This is a genomic window from Nonomuraea spiralis (genome assembly GCF_014648435.1).
GTDB lineage: Bacteria > Actinomycetota > Actinomycetes > Streptosporangiales > Streptosporangiaceae > Nonomuraea > Nonomuraea spiralis.
The window spans coordinates 440,074-458,368 of record NZ_BMRC01000004.1 but is presented as its reverse complement, the minus strand read 5'-3'; the positions used below and the strand labels follow the sequence as shown (position 1 = coordinate 458,368).

Here is an 18,295-nt window from a genome sequence, read left to right as displayed (position 1 = left end):
CGCTAGCGGCGGGCCCAGACCGGGCGGGCGCCGGTGACGTTGGTCATCAGGGAGTAGAGCGAGGAGGAGGCGGTGATGAACAGCCGGTTCCTCTTCTGCCCGCCGAACACCAGGTTGGACGTGAACTCCGGCAGCCTGAGCCGGCCGATCAGGGCGCCGTCGGGGGCGTAGCAGAGGACGGCCTTGCCCGCGGCGGCCCAGACGCGGCCGGTGTCGTCGAGGCGCATGCCGTCGAAGTTGTCGGCCGGGGTGCCCTCGGCGAAGACCTTGCCGCCGGACAGGGTGCCGTCCTCGGCCACGTCGAAGACACGCAGGTGTTTCCGCCTGGTGTCGGCGACGTACAGGAGCTTCTCGTCGAGGGAGAAGGCCAGGCCGTTGGGGCGGACGAAGTCGTCGGCCACGATCTTGACCTCGCCGGTCACCGGGTCGACCCGGTAGACGTTGCAGCCGTCGATCTCCTGCTCGGCCACGACGCCCTCGTAGTTGCTGGTGATGCCGTACGGGGGGTCGGTGAACCAGATGGAGCCGTCGGAGCGCACGACCGCGTCGTTGGGGCTGTTGAGTCGCCTGCCCTGCCAGCGGTCGGCGATGACGGTGATCGAGCCGTCGTGCTCGGTGCGGGTGACGCGGCGGTTGCCCTGCTCGCAGGAGATCATCCGGCCCTCGCGGTCGAGGGTGTTGCCGTTGACGTAGCCCGACGGCCGGCGGAACGTGCCGACGGCACCGGTCGTCTCGTCCCAGCGGAGCATGCGCTCGTTGGGGATGTCGCTCCAGACCAGGTAGCGGCCGGCCGGGACGTAGAGCGGGCCCTCGGCCCAGCGGGTGCCGGTGTGGAGGCGTTCGAGCCGGTCGTCGCCGCCGACGGTGGCGAAACGCTCGTCGAGGGCTTCGAACTCGGTGGGGATCGTGTCCATGTCGCCAACCATACGGCATTCGGTCTTCGATGACTTTTGCCAGATAGTATTCGGTTGTGGATGATATCGACAGGACATTGATCGGCCTCCTGATGGAGGACGCGACGCAGTCGTACGCGACGCTCGGCAAGGCCGTGGGGTTGTCCGGCGGGGCCGCACACGAACGCGTACGGAAGCTGCGCGAACGCGGCGTGATCAGGCGCACCACGATCGAGGTGGACCAGGCCGCGCTCGGCCGCACGGTGAGCGCCTACGTCCTGGTGGACGGCGGGAGCTGGATGGGCGACAGCGCCGACCTGCTGGCGGCGATCCCCGCCGTCGAGGAGGCCCACGTGATCGCGGGGCCCGCGTCGCTGCTGCTCAAGGTGCGTACGTCCAGCACCAAGGAGTTGCAGGACGTCCTGCGCCAGGTGTTCGAGGTGCACGGGGTGACCGGCACGCAGACGGTCGTGGTGCTGGAGACGTTCTTCGAACGGACCCTCAAGTAAGCTTCAGGTATGGTCGCCTGGAACAGCAAGGAGCTGACAGTAGGACAGCTCGCCGAACGCAGCGGCGTTGCCGTGTCCGCCCTGCACTTCTACGAGACCAAGGGTCTCATCGCCAGCCGCCGCACGGCGGGCAACCAGCGTCGCTACCACCGCGACACGCTGCGCAGGGTCGCCTTCATCCGGCTCTCGCAACGGCTCGGCATCCCCTTGGCGACCATCAAGGACGCCCTCGCGGAGCTGCCCGACGGGCGTACCCCCAACCGGGAGGACTGGGCCAGGTTGTCGGCCGCCTGGCGCGGCGAGCTGGACGACCGCATCGAGCAGCTTCAGCGGCTGCGCGACGACCTGACCGACTGCATCGGCTGCGGCTGCCTGTCGCTCGACCGGTGCCCGGTCGCCAACCCGTACGACCGGCTCGGCGACGAGGGACCGGGCGCCCGTCGTATGGACACCCGGCTGTCCCCGCCCAAGGTCTGCTGCGTCACGCCTTCGGACGCGCAACCGGCGGCACGATGAGCGTGGCCCGCTGCGCGTGGTGGAGCACATGGTTGGACACGCTGCCGAGCAGCACCGACCTGACCCCCGCCAGGCCACGCGAACCGGTCACGATCAGCGAGGCGTCGATCTCGTCGGCCACGTCCACGATCGTCTTCCAGATGGACTCGTTGTCGGCGACCGCGCGGTAGGTCACCTCGGGCAGACCGGCGGCGGCGGCCAGCTCGGCGCCTTCCTTGGCGTAGTACTCGGCCTGGGTCTGCGCCTCGGTCTCGGTCTCGGGGGAGATCGCCCCCGCCGCCAGCGGATACTTCCTGAGCTGCACGAGCAGCGGCTCCCACACGGTGACGACGACGGTCGGCTGGGCGGCCAGGTGCTTGGCGGCGAACTCGATGGCGCTGCGCGAGTCGGCCGAGCCGTCGTAGGCGATCAGGATGGTCATGGCGTTCTCCCCTTTGCTTCAGTCATCACTTGAAGCAGCGGGATGATCGATCGCCATCCCGTCGGGGCCTGTCTGGTTTGTCACACTTCGAGTCGAGGCCGCGCTCAGGAGAGGTCGAGGCCGGCCAGCTGGGCCCGGCTGGCCACGTTGAGCTTGGGGAAGGCCCGGTAGAGGTGGTAGCTGACGGTCTTCGGGCTGAGGAAGAGCTGGGCGCCGATCTCCCTGTTGGTCAGCCCCTTGGCGGCCAGCCTGACGATCTGGAGCTCCTGCGGGGAGAGCGCGGCGAGGGCCGTGTCCGGCGCGGCGGGCGCGCTGGTGTCCCCCGCCGCCCTCAGCTCCGTTCGCGCGCGCTCGGCCCACGGGCGGGCCCCGAGCCGTTCGAACGTCTCCAGCGCCGCGCGCAGGTGCGGCCGGGCGCTGCCCTTGTTGCGCTCCCGCCGCAGCCGCTCGCCGAAGGCCAGGCTGGTACGGGCGGCCTCCCACGGCCGTCCGCTGACGGCGTGCAGGCGTACGGCGTCCTTGAAGTGGTCGTGGGCCCGCTCCCAGGAGGGTTCGAGTAGGGCGCGGCAGCGCTGTGACACGGCCTGCGCCCAGGTCAGACCGGACGCGCCGGCCCACTCCTCGAAGCGGCGCAGGGGCTCCCGCGCGGGCAGTCCCACCCGTACGGCCGCCTCGATCTGGTCGGGCACGAAGTAGACGGCCTGGATCTGGTGGCGTACCGGGCCGTCCATGGCCGCGTCGAACCGGTCGAACGCCTCGGTGAAGCGGCCCTGGCCGAGGTCGAGCAGGGCCAGCGCCCATTCGGCCCAGGCCAGGTCGTTGGCGATGCGGTTGGCGTCGAAACGGTCGCGGGAGCGGGCGGCCAGCTCGGCGCACCTGTCGGCCTCCCCGCGTACGGCGGCGATCCAGGCCAGGACGCCTTCGAGGTAACCGGCCCGGTTCGGCTGGCCGGTGTCGGAGGCCAGTTGCAGACCTTCGGCCGCGGTGGCCACGGCGTCCCTGAACCTGCCCAGGTACAACTCGGCCGAGGCGAGCGTCAGGTGCACCAGCGGCAGCCTGCCGATCTCGCCGCTCGTCCGGCACTCGTTCGCCACGGCGGCCGAGATGTCCCGGCCGGTGCCGAAGTCGCCGACCAGCGTGGCGACGAACGCGGCGTTGATCCGCAGGGCGTGCGCGCCCGTGTCGATCGCCTTGCCGCTCTCCACCAGGCCCCGCATGATCGGCAGCGCGTCGGCCGGCCCCTTGTCGAGCAGCACGGCGGCCCCGGTCACGGCCTGCACCGCCGGGTTCAGGCCGTCCCCGGGCCGCAGGCCGAGCGCGTGCAGGCGGCCGGCGGCCTCGGCCACCCGGCCCGGGTCGCTGAGCTGCCAGGCGTTACGCGCGGCATCCACGAGCATGAGCCCCGCCGCCACCCGGTCGGCGTCCTCGGGCAGGCCGGCGAGCTGCTCCGCGCCCCCGACCAGCAGGTCGTGCGCGAGGTAGGGTGCGCCCTCGTCGAAGGCGATCCGGGCCCGCAACTCCGACAGCCTGACCCGTGAGCGCACGTCCGTGACCAGCGGCGTCGCCCGCTCGATGAGGTGCTTCGCGCGGTCGGGGCGGCCCGCGTCCGCCGCGGCCACGGCTGCCGCGGCCAGCCGGGCGGCCTTGCGTGCCCGGTCCTCGGTGAGCTCGGCGGCGCGTTCGAGGGCGGCGGCGGCCCCGGCGTTCCCGCTGCGGTCCTCGGCCCGGCGCGCGGCCTGCTCCAGCGCGAGCGCGACGGTCTCGTCCGGGCCCGTGGCGGCCGCGGCCAGGTGCCAGGCGCGCCGGTCCGGCTGGTCCTCCAGCAGGCGCGCCAGGATGGTGTGGACCTCCAGCCGCAGGTCGTAGGCGGCGTGCTGGAAGACGGCCGCCCGCATGAGCGGATGGGCGAAGGTCACCTGGCCCGCTGCGATGCCGATCAGGCCCGACCGTTCGGCCGCCGACAGCGCCACCGGGCCGCAGCCCAGCTCGGCGGCGGCCCGTACGATCACGTCCAGGTCGCCGCCGTCCGCGAGAGCCGTGACGAGCAACGTCCGTTGCGCCTCGGCGGGCAGGTCGGCGATGCGGGCGGCGTACGCGTCCTGGATGCGGGCGGGCAACGCCAGCGGGCCCCGGTCGTACGTGGGCGGGGCGGTACGCGGCAGTTCGAGCAGGGCGAGCGGATTGCCGGAGCTCTCCTCGATGACCCGTTCGCGCAGCGGCCCGGTGAGCGCGGGCGCGACGTGGGCGAGCAGGCCGGCGGCGGCCTCCCTGTCGATCCCGGACAGCCGGTGCTCGGGCAACCCGGAGGGGTCGAACTCGGGACGCGCGCCGAACACCATCGCCACCCCCTCGGCGTGCAACCGGTGGGCCGCGAACGTCAGGGCCCGCGCCGAGGCCTGGTCCAGCCAGTGCGCGTCGTCCACCAGGCACAGCAGCGGGCCGTCCTCGGCCAGTTCGGCCAGCAGCGACAACACGGCGAGGCCCACCATGAGCCGGCCGTCCGTCGTGGCGGGAGCCAGCCCGAAGGCGCCCTCCAGAGCCGCCGCCTGGGGAGCGGGCAGCGCGCCGATCCGGTCGAACCCCTGGTGCAGCAGCAGATGCAGCGACGCGAACGGGATCTCCGCCTCGGTCTCGATGCCGACGCCGCGCAACACGCGCATGCCCTCGGCCCGCCGTCCCGCGTGGTCCAGCAGGGCCGTCTTCCCGATGCCGGGCTCACCTCGTACCACCAGGGCCCCGGAACGCCCGGCCCGCGCGCGCTCCAGCAAGCCGTCGACCGCGGCCTGATCCGCGCTGCGCCCCCAAAGCATCCCCGCATCCTAGTCACTTGTCCGATACCGCTCTGAAGTGCCTCTTTCTAGCGTTCTCTTCGTGAAATACACGCAAGCGGTCGAGCTGGACTCGGTCACCAAGCACTACCCGCACGGCGTCACGGCGCTCGACGACGTGACGATCGGCTTCGGCGCCGGCACCTTCACCGCCGTGATGGGACCGTCCGGGTCGGGCAAGTCGACGTTGTTGCAGTGCGCCGCCGGGCTCGACCGCCCCAGCTCGGGCCGCGTGGTCGTGGACGGCCGCGACCTGGCCGCGCTCGGCGAGCGCAAGCTGACGCTGCTGCGGCGCGACCGGATCGGCTTCGTGTTCCAGTCCTTCAACCTGCTTCCGTCGCTCACCGCCGAGCAGAACGTGGGTCTCCCCCTGCGTCTGGCGGGCCGCCGCCCCGACAAGGAGGCGGTACGCCAGAGCCTGGCCGCCGTGGGCCTGGCCGACCGGGCGCACCATCGGCCCGCCGAGCTGTCGGGCGGCCAGCAACAGCGGGTCGCCATCGCCCGTGCCCTGGTGACCCGGCCCGCCGTGCTCTTCGGCGACGAGCCGACCGGCGCGCTCGACGCGGGCACCAGCCGTGACGTGCTCCGGCTCCTGCGCACCCTGGTCGACAAGCAGGCCCAGACGATCATCATGGTCACCCACGACCCGGTCGCCGCATCGTACGCCGACCGCGTCGTGTTCCTGACCGACGGCCGCGTCTACGGCGAGCTGCCCGACCCCACCGCCGAGCTGGTCGCCACCCGGATGTTGCAGCTGGAGGCGTCGTGCTGAGGATCGCCTGGTCCACCCTGAGCACCCGGTGGCTCTCCTTCGTCGGCACGTTCGCGGCGCTCGCGCTGGGCGCCGCGCTGATCGCCGCGCTCGGCCAGGTGCTCGCCTCCGGCATCACCTCGCCCGACCGCGCCCCCCAGCGTTACGCCGCCGTCCCCGTCGTGGTCGTGCCCGACGACCAGCTCACCGTGGACACCTGGCAGGGCGGCAGCAGCGCGCCCCTGGCCGAGCCGCGCGGGCTCGACCCCGCCCTGGTTGCCCGGTTCCCCGGGGCGGTGGCCGACCGGGTCTTCCCCGCGCAGCTCGCGGGCGGACCGGCGGCCGTCGGCCGTCCCTGGTCCGCCGCTCGGCTGGCGCCGCAGAAGCTGATCTCCGGACGGGCCCCGGCGGCGGACGACGAGATCGCGGTCAGCGCCGGAGCACGCGCCGGGGACCGCGTGAAGGTCATCACCGGCGACGGCGCCAGGACGTACAAGGTGGCCGGGGTGACCTCGGCGGGGCCGCAGGGCACGGTCTTCTTCACCGACGCCCGCGCCGCCCGGCTCTCGCCACGCCTGGACGCACTCGCGCTGTGGCGTCCCGCCGCCGAGGTACGCGCCACGGTCGGCGATGCCGCCAGAGTGCTCACCGGTCAGGACCGGGCGCTGCTCGACCCCTCGCGGGCCGCCGACGAACGGGCGCGCAACAACGCCGTCACCATCGTCGGCATCGCGGGCGGGTTCGCGGCCTTCGTCGCCGTCTTCGTGGTCTCCTCCACCTTCGCGTTCGCGGTCGGCCAGCGCCGCCGCGAGTTCGCCCTCCTTCGTACGACCGGCGCCACCGCCGGCCAGGTCAGGCGCATGGTGTACGGCGAGGCCGCCCTGGTCGCGCTGGCCGCCTCGGCCCTCGGCGCCGCGCTCGGCCCCCTCGCGACCCGGCCGCTGCTCGACCGGCTGACCGCGCTCGGCATGGCACCGGCGTGGCTCGTGCCCTCCACGTCCTCGGTGCCGTCCTTCGTGGCCTTCGGCACCGGCGTGCTGGTCGCGATGCTGGGCGTGGCCGTCGCGGCGGGCCGGGCCGGGCGCGTACGTCCCGCGGAGGCGCTGCGCGAGTCGGCCGTCGAGCCTCGCGCCATGACGCTCCCCCGCTGGGTCGCCGGGCTCGGCCTGCTGGTCACGGCGCTCGTCAGCATGGCCGTGAACACGATCGGCGATCCGGCCTCGGCCACGAACAACAAGACGTTCATGCCGATCGTCATGCTGCTCATCGCGGCCGCCGGGCTGCTCGCGCCGGTCTTCGTCCGGCCGGTCACCCGTCTGCTCGCCGGGCCGGTCGAGCGCCTGCGCGGCGCCGGGGGCACCGTGGTCGCCGCCGGGGCCGTCGCCTCGGCCAGGCGTACCGCCGCCACCGCAGCGCCCGTCCTGGTGACCGTGGCGCTGGCGGCGACCCTGCTCGGCGGCGCGGCCATGACCGACGCGACCAAGACCGCGATGGAGACCGCTCCCGTACGCGCCGACTTCCTGGTGTTGCCCGACGGCCCGGCCGGCCTGGACCGGCAGCTCGTCGAACGCCTCCGTGCCGTTCCCGGCGCCGAGATCACCACGGCCACCGCGACCAGCGTGTACACGCTCGAAGGCCGGACCAAGCTCATCCGGCGTCCGGCCGAGGCCGTGGACCCGGCCGCGCTCACCTCGGCGCTGTCCGTGCCGGTGACCGCCGGATCCCTCTCCGACCTGCGGGACGACACGATCGCGGTCTCGCCGACCTGGGAGCTCGGGCTCGGCCGGACCGTACGGATGTGGCGGGCGGACGGCAGCCGGGCCACGTTCAAGGTGGTCGCCCTGCTCGGCGCGGACTCCGCCGCCGACTCCTACGTCACCCCCGCCCACGCCTTCTCGGCCCTGCCCTCGACCGCGTACGTCACGCTGCGCCCCGGCGCCTCGGCCCCAGCCGTCCGCGCCGCCCTCGTCGCGGCCACGCGCGGCCACAACGCCCACGCGGTCACCAAGGCGGACTGGAGCGGCGACTCCGCCTCCCGCCGCAACTCGGCCAGCCGGCTCGGCCTGCTGGCGGTGCTCGCCATCATGCTCGGCTACACCGCGATCGCCCTGGTCAACACCCTGCTGATGGCGGCCTCCGACCGCGCGGCGGAACGCGGCGGCCTGCGGCTGCTCGGGGCCACGCGGGCGCAGGTGTTGCGCTTCGTCATGGGCGAGGCGCTGCTGGTGGTGACCGTGGGCATGGTGCTGGCCCTCGGCGCCACGGCGGTCAGCCTGCTCGGCCTGTGGACGGCTCTGCTGCGGCTGGCCGGGCCGGTCGCGTTCGAGGTGCCGTGGCAGCCGGTGGCCGGCGTGGTCGCCGCCTGCTTCGTGCTCGGGGTGGCGGCCTCGGTGGTGCCGGCGATCCGTACGAGGGGGGCGGCGATCCCGCGCTGATGGCCGCCTGGCCCGGCACTCCGGCGTGGACCGGTCAGTGCTGGGCCATGTCCACGAACCGGCTGTAATGGCCCTGGAAGGCCACGGTCACCGTGGCCGTGGGGCCGTTACGGTGTTTGGCCACGATCAGGTCGGCCTCCCCCGCCCTGGGCGACTCCCGCTCGTAGGCGTCCTCGCGGTGAAGCAGGATGACCATGTCCGCGTCCTGCTCGATGCTGTTGTGCACCGATATGCCGTTGGCGACGAAGTTGTGCGTGCCCAGGACCGTGGCGTCGAACACCGGCTGCTCGCCCAGGCTCTCGACCGAGGCGACCTCGTCCCAGAACACGTCGTTCGTCGCCAGAATGTCCATGTCGGCGTCGTCGAGAATCGAGGCCACCCTGCCCAGCCGCGCCCGGCCCGGTACGTGTTCCCGCGCCGCGCCGCCGCCGACCCGGGCCGCGCCGCGCTCCGACAGGACACCGCGGACACGGTCCCAGATCTCGGCGGGAATCGTGTCCAGGCTGGTGTCACCCTTGATCTCCCGCAGCCTGCCGGCGGACGAGGCCGCCTGCGCCGACCGCTCACCATGGACGCCCACCTCGTCCAGGAACCGGAGCTGGTTCTCCACGCCGTCGACGACCAGCGTGTACCCGGGCCGGTCGGCGCCCATCGGCACCTCTTCCACGCGCGTCATCACGTTGAACCGAAGCAGCAGCCGGGCCACGTCGTCCACCAGCCGGCGGCTCGCCGAGGCGTAGGAGAGCCGCGACTGGCCGCCGTCCGTGTCCCACCGTACGGATCCGCCGCTCGCCCAGAGGTGCCGCAGGAACACCGCGATCTGCCTCTTGGGCAGGGCGAAGACCCCCTCCGGAACGTACCTCTCGTGGCTCGGCGATCCGACGTGTGCCGCGGCCTGGGCCACCGCCGCCTCCGGCCACTCCTTGAGCCGCTCGGGAGCCGGTACGTGACGCGGGACCGCCAGCCGGGACCCGGCGGCGAGCTCCCCCAGCGCACGCCAGCCGTCGTAGGTCAGGAAGGGGTGGTTCGCGGTGGCCTCGATCTCACGCCCGGAGCGCAGCCGCAGGCGGAAGACCTCCTTGACCCCGCTCGGGAAGGCGTGTGTGAGCGTCCGGGGCACGAGCCGCAGCCGTTCGTCGAGCGACCACACCGGGACGTCACGCGCGCCGCTCTCCAGCAGCTCGCCGATCGACACCTCGGCACCGGTGTCGGCGCGCAGGATCCGGGTGGCGGCGGTCAGGCAACCGGACTCACGAAGGTCGCTGACCGCGGGACGCTTGTCCGTACGCTGCTCGGGACCTCGGTTGAGCTGGGAGATGGCGATGACCGGCACCTCCAGCTCCTTGGCCAGCAGCTTGATCGCACGGGAGATCTCCGAGACCTCGTTCTGGCGGCTCTCGGTCTTCTTCGGCGAGCTCATGAGCTGGAGGTAGTCGATGACCACGAACCGCAGGTCGTTGCGCTGCTTGAGCCGCCGGCACTTGGCCCTGATCTCCATCATCGACATGTTGGGCGAGTCGTCGATGAACAGCGGCGCCTCGGCCACCTCGCTCATCCGGCGCGCGAGGCGGGTCCAGTCGTCGTCGCCCATCATGCCGGAGCGCATGGCGTGCAGGGCGACCCTGGCCTCGGCGGACAGCAGACGCATGGTGATCTCGTTGCGGGACATCTCCAGCGAGAAGATGACGGTGGTCATCCCATGCTTGATCGCCGCGGAACGGGCGAAGTCGAGCCCCAGGGTGGAGTTGTGGGTGGGGATCCAAGTGGGCCCTGCCACGTACAGGTGGTCGGCGTTGTCCACCTCCACGCACCGCACCGGCACCGACGCCACAGGGCGGACATCGGTGATCTCGCGGCACGTCGTGCCGGGGTGGGCGTCGGTGTTCACCTGGGCGTTCTTCCGGCTCGACCGGAACACCTTGTCGAAAGGCGTGAACGTGACCACATGAGCCTCGGTCCGTCCGGATGCCGGCTCGGACGTCCAGGACGCCGTGTATCCCAGGCTCAGGATCAACTCCCGGGCACCCTCCGCCAGACGGCGGTTCGGGACGGCGAGCCGGACCGTCCCGAGGGGGCTGATGTGGCCGTCGGCGTCGAGCAACCCCGCTAGGAGCTCCCTGCGCTGGTCCTCGGACGCGCGCAGGTATTCACCGGGGATGTGTCTGTCCCCCGACATCCCCAGCGTCCGCAGCCCTTCGGCGGTCACCTCGGGATCACCGGTGGTGAACCGTGCACCGTCCGCGTCGCCGCCACCCAGCCAGACGCCCAGCGCGTACGGGGAAACCGGCAGATCACGGTCGGGCACGTCCAGCGGCCGGGCGTTGACGACGGCGTGGTCGAGCCGCTTCTCCGCATCGTCGCACCGCAGCGTCGCGGCGAGCTCCTCCGTCGTGCGCACCTGGGCGGACGACCGCCGATCCGGCCGGCGGGACGCACACGTGTCGGTGAGCCACTGGTGCTGGGCGTCGGCCAGGATCACCGTGCCGTCGCCGAACTCCACCTCGTAGCACGGCCGGCCGTGCATGACGTCGGTGGCCGCCACCACGCGCGTGGGCCTGCCGTCGGCCCCGATCAGGAGGTCGCCGACGCGCACGTCGCCCATGGTGGTCCAGCCCGTCGGCGTGGGCAGCGGCGTGTCGAGCGCGAGCGCCTTGCCGATGGCGGGACGGGCGGCCACGACGATCATCTGGCCCGGGTGGAGGCCGTTGGTGAGCTGGTCGAGGTCCTGGAAGCCGGTCGGCACGCCGACCATCTGGCCGCCGCGGCTGCCGATGGCCTCAAGCTCGTCGAGGGCGCCCGGCATGATGTCGGCCAGGGGCGCGTAGTCCTCGGAGGTGCGGCGCTCGGTGACCTTGTAGATCTCCGCCTGGGCGCGGTCGACGAGGTCGTCGACCTCTTCGTTCTGGCCGCCGTAGCCGAAGGAGACGATGCGGGTGCCGGCCTCGATGAGGCGGCGCAGGATCGCCTGCTCGCGCACGATCTTGGCGTAGTAGCCGGCGTTGGCGGCCGTGGGGACGACGGCCGTGAGCGTGTGGAGGTAGGCGGCGCCGCCCACCCTGGCCATCTCGCCGCGTTTCTGCAGCTCGTCGAAGACGGTGACCGCGTCGGCGGGCTCGCCGCGGCCGTAGAGGTCGGTGACGACGTCGTAGACCATCTGGTGGGCCGGACGGTAGAAGTCGTCGGAACGCAGGATCTCGACGACGTCGGCGATGGCGTCCTTCGACAGGAGCATGCCGCCGAGCACCGACTGCTCGGCCTCGATGTTGTGCGGCGGCGTGCGCTCGAATCCCGGGCCTCCGCCGCCCTCTTCGTCAATGCTCACCGCGCCCCCTCGCACACAACCTCGCAGGCGGTCGCACCACCCCCACTTGTAGTCGACCGGTGTGACAGTTTCGCCGGTTCGGCGCGCGAGGGCAACGCGGCCTGTGGACAACGCTGTGGGTGAGCTGTGCACTATCGCGCCCAGGGTGTGAAAGCTCTGTGGACGAGCCTGGGGATAACTGTTCCGGATATCCACCGATCACCCCTCGACCTGGGCAAACAGTGTCCACCGGCTGTGGAGGAAAGAAAGTTGGCTCGACACGCCGTGTAATGGCCATAATGGACAAATGCCCATTACACCCCAGGACCGGGAGATTCTGCGGCTCGCGCTGCCCGCGTTCGGCGCCCTGGTCGCCGAGCCGCTCTTCCTGCTCGCCGACTACGCCATCGTCGGCCACGGCCTCGGCACCACGGCCGTGGGCGCGCTGGGCGTGGCGGGCGCGGTCCTGGCCACGCTGGTGAACCTCTGCGTCTTCCTCGCCTACGGAACGACGGCGTCCGTGGCTCGGCAGAGCGGCGCGGGCAACCACGCGCGGGCGATGCGCAACGGCGTGGACGGCATCTGGCTCGCCCTGGCCATCGGCGCCGCGCTCATCGCCTTGGGCTGGCCGCTCGCGCCCGCCATGGTGGACCTGTTCGGCGCCGGCCCCGACCAGGCCGAGCAGGCCGTGACGTACCTGCGGATCAGCCTGCTCGGCGCGCCCGGCATGCTGGTCGTGCTGGCCGGCACCGGGGTGCTGCGCGGCCTTCGGGACACGGTCACGCCCCTGGTGGTGGCCGTCGGCTCGTTCGCGCTCAACGCGGCGCTCAACGCCTGGTTCGTGCTCGGGCTGCACTGGGGCATCGCCGGGTCGGCCTGGGGCACCACGCTGGCCCAGACGCTGGGCGCCGCCGTCTACCTGGTCGTGGTGGTCAGGGGCGCCCGCCGGCTCGGTACGCCGCTCATGCCCGACCTCGCCGGCGTCCGCCAGGCCGGTACGGCCGGGTTCGCCCTGCTCATCCGTACGGTCTGCCTGCGGATCGTGTTGCTCGTGGGCACCGTCGTCGCCACCCGGATGGGCAAGGCGGAACTGGCCGCGTACGCCATCGCCGGCCAGGTGTGGAACCTGCTCGCCTTCGCCCTCGACGCCATCGCGATCGCCGGCCAGGCCATCACCGGCCGCTCGCTCGGCGCCGGGGACACGGCCGCCACCAGGGCCGCGACCAGGCGCATGACGCAGTGGGGCCTGTGGTCGGGCCTGGCGCTCGGCGTGCTGGTGGTGGCGGCAAGGCCGCTGCTGCCCGGCCTGTTCGGCGCCGACCCGGCGGTGACCGGCGAGCTCCTGGCCGTGTTGTGGCCGGTCGCGCTGTTCCAGCCGATCTGCGGGGTGGTGTTCGTGCTGGACGGCGTGCTCATCGGCGCCGGCGACCAGCGTTACCTGGCCTGGGCCGGGGTGTGGACGACGCTGGCGTACCTGCCCGCCGCCTTCCTGGCCTCCGGGTTCGGCCTGGTCGCGCTCTGGTGCGCGCTCGGGGTGTGGATGGTCGCCCGGCTGATCACCCTCGGCCGTCGCGCGGCCGGCACGGCGTGGCTCGTGACCGGAGCGTAGCCGACCCGACCTGCCGCGTTACCCCCGCGGACGGCCTGCGGCCGCGTCACCGTAACCGTCCCGTGCTTGCCCGTCGTCCGAGTGGTGAGACAGAGTGGGCGAGTTCCCAGAGCGGGGTGTTCCGTGTCCACGATTCTGCGACGACTGCCACCGTCAGACGCGACCGGCCTGCGCACCGGCGCCCGCCACAGCCTGGCCGAGGTCTACCGCCCGGCCGACCTCGTGGTTCTCGGGCTCGGCGTGATGATCGGCGCGGGCATCTTCAGTGTCGCCGGCGAGCAGGCCCACACCACGGCCGGTCCCGGCGTGATCCTCTCGTTCATGATCGCCGGTATCGCGTGCCTGCTCGCGTGCCTGTGCTACGCCGAGTTGTCGTCCACGATGCCGACCTCGGGCAGCGCCTACACCTTCACGTACGTCATCTTCGGCGAGGTCTGGGCGTGGGTCATCGGCTGGGCGCTGATCCTTGAGCTGCAGTTCGCCGCGGCGGTGGTGGCCAGGGCGTGGGCGGCCATCGCGGTCAAGGCGGTCACCAACTTCGGCGTACGGGTGCCGATGGCCGACTCCGTGGAGAACATCCTCGTCCTGGTCATCCTGGTGCTGCTCACGGGCATCGTGGCCCTCGGCGCCCGGATCGGCCTGCGAGCCCTGTGGATCATGGTGTCGGCCAAGCTGCTGGCCATCGGAGCGGTCATCGTCGTGGGCCTGGCCCACATCGACGTGGCCAACTTCGGCGACTTCTACGTCCCGTCCAAGACCCTGTCCGTACGCCCCCAGACCGTCATGGAGGTCTTCTCCGGGCAGAGCATGGCCTTCGGCTGGTTCGGCATCTTCGCCGCGGCCTCGGCCATCGCGTTCGCGTACATCGGCTTCGACATCGTCGCGACCTCGGCCGAGGAGAGCGTGAACGCGCCCAAGTCCGTCCCCAAGGGCATGATCCGCAGCCTGGTGATCACCACGGTCATCTACCTCGCGGTCGCGCTGGTCATGGTGGGCATGGTCTCGTACACGAAGATCACCGGGGACGCGCCGCTGTCCAGCGCGTTCCGTGCCGTGGGCGTCGACTGGATGGTGCACGTCATCGACGCGGGAGCGGTGCTCGGGCTGACCACCGTGATCCTCGTACTGATCGTGGGACAGACGCGGGTGCTGTTCTCGATGGCCCGCGACGGGCTGATCCCGCGCGGGCTGGCCGCGGTCAGCCGCAGGTACCACACGCCGTCGCGGGTGACGCTGGTGATCGGGTTCATCGCGATCGTGCTGGCCGAGTTCGTGCCGGTGCTCACCATGCAGGAGCTGGTGGTGCTCGGCACGCTGTTCGCGTTCCTGTTCGTGGCGGCCGGGGTGATCGTGATGCGCCGCCGCATGCCACACCTGGAGCGCGGCTTCCGCGTGCCGCTCTCGCCGCTGCTCCCGGCGCTCTCGCTGGTCGCCACGCTCTGGCTGATGCTCAACCTGCGCGTGCTCACCTGGGCGTGGTTCATCCTGTGGATGGCCTTCGGCGTCCTGGTCTATCTCCTGTACGGCCGCCGCCACAGCCTGCTCGCCGCCCCGCGGGACACCCCGGCCGAACCCGGCCGGGGCCGCCACCGCCGCTAGAGCCGCCCGGAATCGAGCACGCTGCGCAGGAACTCCCTGGTCCGCGGCTGCTCCGGCGAGGCGAAGATCTTCTCGGGCGAGCCCTTCTCCACCAGCACCCCGCCGTCGAGGAAGCACACGGTGTCGGAGATGTCGCGGCAGAAGCTCATCTCGTGGGTGGTCAGGATCATCGTCATGCCCGACTCCTTGAGCTCCCTGATGATCCCCAGCACGTCCAGCACCAGTTCGGGGTCGAGCGCCGAGGTGACCTCGTCGAGCAACATCAGCCTCGGCTGCATGGCCAGCGCCCGGATGACCGCGACCCGCTGCTGCTGACCACCCGAGAGCTGGTCGGGGTACGCGCCGGCCTTGGCCGCCAGGCCGAACCTGGCCAGCAGCTCGCGCGCCTCCTCCTCGGCCTGCGCCTTGGGCGTCTTGAGCACCTGACGGGGCGCGAGCGTGACGTTGTCGAGCACGGTCATGTGCGGGAACAGGTTGAACGCCTGGAACACGATGCCGAGCCGCTTGCGTACGTCGTCCGCGTCCACGCGGGGGTCGGTGATCTCCTGGCCGTCGAGGTGGATCGAACCGTCGTCCACGGTCTCCAGCAGGTTCACGCAGCGCAGGAGCGTGGACTTGCCCGATCCGGACGGGCCGATCAGGCTGACCACCTCGTGCGGCTGCACCTCAAGGTCGATCCCGCGCAACACGCTGTGGCCGTGGAAGTTCTTCCACACCCCTTCGATGGTCAGCAGGCTCATGCGCCACGCCTCCTGCGCGTACGGGCGGCCAGATGGTCGGTGAACCTGGCTATCGGGATCGTGAGCAGGATGAACAGCAGCGAGGCGACCAGGTAGGGGGTGTAGTTGAACTTGCTCTGGACGATGATCTGGGCCTGCCTGAGCGCCTCCAGCGGCCCGATGGTGGCCACCAGCGCGGTGTCCTTCTGCAGCGAGACGAAGTCGTTGAGCAGCGGCGGCACGACCCGGCGGGTGGCCTGCGGGAGCACGACGAACCGCATGGTCTTGACGTGGCTCAGGCCCAGCGAACGGGCGGCCGCGACCTGGCTGGGGTGCACCGACTCGATGCCGGAGCGGAACACCTCGGCCACGTACGCGCCGTACGACAGCGTCAGCGAGATCACGCCCAGCGTCGCCAGGTCCGTCGGGATGCCCTGCAACCGCAGTGCGGGCAGCCCGAACCCGACGAGGTAGATGACCAGGATCGTCGGCACGCCGCGGAAGACGTCGGTGTAGAGCGTGGCCAGGGCCCTGATCGGGAAGAACGCGGGCGCGGTGATGCCCCTGGCCAGCGCCACCAGCAGCCCGACGATCAGGATCAGCGGCTCGGCGATCAGGAACATCTTGATGTTGAGCAGGAAGCCGTCCAGCACCTCGGGCAGCGCCTTGACGAACCACTCGGGCGAGAAGAACGACTCCCGCACCCGGGGCCAGCCGGGCGAGTTCGTGGCCAGAACGACGACCAGGACGACGAACACGATCGTCGAGGCCGTCGCGATCGAGGCCGAGCGGCGCGCCCGCGACCTGCGGACCCGCTCGCGCTCAAGCTGCCGCTGCGAGGGGACGTACTCGCTCACGGGCTTACTGGTCGGGCTCACGACAGCTCGGGCGCGCCCGCCGCCGAACCCAGCCACTCCTGCTCGATCTTCGCCAGCTCACCCTTCGACTTCAGGGAGTCGACGGCCTTGTCGACGCAGGGCTTGAGCGCGCTGCCCTTCTCCATGACCAGCCCGAACTCCTCCGGCGTGCCGCCGGTCGAGCTGAACTGACCGACGATCTTGGAGTTCTCCACCTGGGCGGCCGTGACGTAGAACGCGGTGGGCAGGTCGACGACGATGGCGTCCACCTGCTTGTTCTTCAGCGCGTTCACGGCGTCGACCTGGTCGTTGTAGACGTTGGGCTCGGCGGTCGGCTTGACGACCTCCTTGACGCCGGCCAGCGACGTCGTGCCGACCTGGACGCCGAATTTGGCGTCCTTCAGCTCGGCCACGCTCTTCGCCTCGGCGAACTTACTGCCCTTGATCGCCACGACGGCCTGCTTGACCGTGTAGTAGCCCTTGCTGAAGTCGACGGCCTTGGCGCGGTCGGGGTTGATCGAGACCTGGTTGACGTCGAAGTCGAACTGCTTGGCCCCCGGCGCGAACGCCGAATCGAACTTGACGGTGCTCCACTGCACCTCGGTCCGGTCGAACCCGAGCTCGCCGGCCACCGCGAACGCCACCGCGCTCTCGAACCCCTGCCCGTTGTTCGGGTCGTCGTCCTTGAACCACGGCTCGTAGGCCGGCTTGTCGGTGCCGACGGTCAGCTTGCCCGCGTTGACGAGCTTGAGCTGCTCCTTGGCGCAGGCGGCGGCGGTGGACGAGCCGGTCGCCGTGGCCGGGCTCGCCGGCTGGTCCGCCGGGGCACATGCGACGGCCCCTACCGCGAGCACACCGATCGCGAGCAGCATCGAGGAACGGGCCATGGCAGAGCCTCCAGGGGGAACGCACACACAAGAACGCAGGCATTCTACGCGGCCCGAATAGGAAATAAGTGCGCAGGTCACCACGGCCGTCGGCCACACCCCGGCCGGCGTCGCGGCGTCCCGCCGCAGAAGGGCCGGCGAGCGTGCCACCCGGCCGGCCCCCGAACACGAAAAAGCCCCTCTCCGCGAGGAGAGGGGCCTGATCAGCCGTTGTCAGCCGGCCACGACGTCGACGTCGACGGACGCCGACACCTCGGGGTGGAGCTTGACGGTGATCTTGTGCGACCCGACGCTCTTGATCGGGTTGCGGATCTCGATGCGACGGCGGTCGAGGACCGGACCACCGGCGGCCTTGACGGCGTCGGCGATGTCGCCCGTGGTGATCGAGCCGAACAGCCGGCCCGAGTCGCCCGCGCGCGTGGTCAGCCGCACGCGCAGGGCGCCGAGCTGGCCGGCGACCTCCTTGGCGGTGCCGATGTCGCGGATCTCGCGAGCGTCGCGAGCCTTCTTGATGGTCTCGATCTGGCGCTCGGCGCCACGCGTCCAGCGCATGGCGTAGCCGCGCGGGATGAGGTAGTTACGGCCGTAGCCGTCCTTGACCTCGACGACGTCGCCAGGGGCGCCGAGGCCGGAGACCTCGTTGGTGAGGATGAGCTTCATGTCGACAGACCTCCTTAGCGCGCGGTGCTCGTGTAAGGCAGCAGAGCCACCTCACGGGCGTTCTTGATCGCGGTCGCCACGTCGCGCTGGTGCTGGGTGCAGTTGCCCGTCACCCGGCGCGCACGGATCTTGCCGCGGTCGGAGATGAACTTCCGCAGCAGCGCCGTGTCCTTGTAGTCGACGTATGAGATCTTGTCGTGGCAGAACAGGCAAACCTTCTTCTTGGGCTTGCGCAGTGCCGGCTTAGCCATCGTGGTGCTCCTCTCAGAGCCCCGCCTTTCGGGCGGGAATGGACTCGGGCTTGTGGACA

General features: G+C 71.5%; 15 protein-coding genes. 6 read left to right on the top strand and 9 right to left on the bottom strand.

The genetic code is table 11. The annotated features are described in order from the left end of the window. Positions 1-2 precede the first annotated feature (2 nt). On the bottom strand, positions 3-914 hold the full coding sequence (locus IEZ27_RS12445; protein ID WP_189647293.1) for an SMP-30/gluconolactonase/LRE family protein: 912 nt from the start codon (positions 912-914) through the stop codon (positions 3-5). Positions 915-970: 56 nt separating this feature from the next. On the opposite strand from IEZ27_RS12445, the gene IEZ27_RS12440 reads away from it, so the two are divergent. Both IEZ27_RS12440 and soxR read left to right on the top strand, forming a co-directional pair. Then, a complete protein-coding gene (locus IEZ27_RS12440; RefSeq protein WP_125640599.1) occupies positions 971-1,402 on the top strand; it encodes an Lrp/AsnC family transcriptional regulator in 432 nt (143 codons plus the stop codon). A 9-nt stretch (positions 1,403-1,411) separates the two neighbouring features. Then, entirely contained in the window at positions 1,412-1,918 is a 507-nt protein-coding gene (gene soxR / locus IEZ27_RS12435; protein ID WP_189647292.1) for a redox-sensitive transcriptional activator SoxR, read from the top strand. Here the strand turns inward: soxR and IEZ27_RS12430 are convergent. Both IEZ27_RS12430 and IEZ27_RS12425 read right to left on the bottom strand, forming a co-directional pair. Further along, positions 1,884-2,339 (bottom strand): universal stress protein, encoded by a 456-nt coding sequence (locus IEZ27_RS12430; RefSeq protein ID WP_189647291.1) that lies wholly within the window; start codon positions 2,337-2,339, stop codon positions 1,884-1,886. The genes soxR and IEZ27_RS12430 overlap by 35 nt on opposite strands. Before the next feature lie 104 nt (positions 2,340-2,443). Then, positions 2,444-5,149 (bottom strand): helix-turn-helix transcriptional regulator, encoded by a 2,706-nt coding sequence (locus tag IEZ27_RS12425; RefSeq protein WP_189647290.1) that lies wholly within the window; start codon positions 5,147-5,149, stop codon positions 2,444-2,446. 61 nt (positions 5,150-5,210) lie between these two features. Here IEZ27_RS12425 and IEZ27_RS12420 point away from each other — a divergent pair, with 61 nt between their 5' ends. Next, positions 5,211-5,939, top strand: a complete 729-nt coding sequence (locus IEZ27_RS12420) for an ABC transporter ATP-binding protein (protein ID WP_189647289.1) — start codon at positions 5,211-5,213, stop codon at positions 5,937-5,939. Further along, positions 5,933-8,353: an FtsX-like permease family protein gene (locus IEZ27_RS12415; RefSeq protein WP_189647288.1), complete on the top strand. Its 2,421-nt coding sequence runs from the start codon at positions 5,933-5,935 to the stop codon at positions 8,351-8,353. The genes IEZ27_RS12420 and IEZ27_RS12415 overlap by 7 nt, the downstream gene beginning before the upstream one ends. A 34-nt stretch (positions 8,354-8,387) precedes the next feature. On the opposite strand, the gene dnaB is transcribed toward IEZ27_RS12415, so the two are convergent. Beyond that, positions 8,388-11,675 carry a replicative DNA helicase gene (gene dnaB, locus IEZ27_RS12410; RefSeq protein ID WP_189647287.1) on the bottom strand — a complete coding sequence of 1,096 codons (3,288 nt, stop codon included), beginning with the start codon at positions 11,673-11,675 and terminating at the stop codon, positions 8,388-8,390. Positions 11,676-11,961: 286 nt separating this feature from the next. On the opposite strand from dnaB, the gene IEZ27_RS12405 reads away from it, so the two are divergent. Beyond that, the gene (locus IEZ27_RS12405; protein WP_189647286.1) at positions 11,962-13,263 is read left to right on the top strand and encodes an MATE family efflux transporter; all 1,302 of its coding nucleotides are present in this window, start codon (positions 11,962-11,964) and stop codon (positions 13,261-13,263) included. Positions 13,264-13,386: 123 nt separating this feature from the next. Then, on the top strand, positions 13,387-14,862 hold the full coding sequence (locus IEZ27_RS12400; protein ID WP_229823906.1) for an APC family permease: 1,476 nt from the start codon (positions 13,387-13,389) through the stop codon (positions 14,860-14,862). On the opposite strand, the gene IEZ27_RS12395 is transcribed toward IEZ27_RS12400, so the two are convergent. The 5 genes from IEZ27_RS12395 to rpsR all read right to left on the bottom strand — a co-directional run bounded on the left by IEZ27_RS12395 (position 14,859) and on the right by rpsR (position 18,236). Continuing rightward, positions 14,859-15,602 carry an amino acid ABC transporter ATP-binding protein gene (locus IEZ27_RS12395; protein WP_189647285.1) on the bottom strand — a complete coding sequence of 248 codons (744 nt, stop codon included), beginning with the start codon at positions 15,600-15,602 and terminating at the stop codon, positions 14,859-14,861. The genes IEZ27_RS12400 and IEZ27_RS12395 overlap by 4 nt on opposite strands. After that, positions 15,599-16,438, bottom strand: coding sequence for an amino acid ABC transporter permease (locus tag IEZ27_RS12390; RefSeq protein ID WP_229823905.1), 840 nt, complete (start codon positions 16,436-16,438; stop codon positions 15,599-15,601). Before IEZ27_RS12390 ends, IEZ27_RS12395 begins: the two co-directional genes overlap by 4 nt. A 17-nt stretch (positions 16,439-16,455) precedes the next feature. Next, positions 16,456-17,325: an ABC transporter substrate-binding protein gene (locus tag IEZ27_RS12385; protein WP_189647283.1), complete on the bottom strand. Its 870-nt coding sequence runs from the start codon at positions 17,323-17,325 to the stop codon at positions 16,456-16,458. A 213-nt stretch (positions 17,326-17,538) separates the two neighbouring features. Beyond that, positions 17,539-17,985 (bottom strand): 50S ribosomal protein L9, encoded by a 447-nt coding sequence (gene rplI, locus IEZ27_RS12380; protein WP_189647282.1) that lies wholly within the window; start codon positions 17,983-17,985, stop codon positions 17,539-17,541. A gap of 14 nt (positions 17,986-17,999) precedes the next feature. Further along, a complete protein-coding gene (rpsR, locus tag IEZ27_RS12375) occupies positions 18,000-18,236 on the bottom strand; it encodes a 30S ribosomal protein S18 (protein WP_020543048.1) in 237 nt (78 codons plus the stop codon). Between the last annotated feature and the right edge of the window lie 59 nt (positions 18,237-18,295).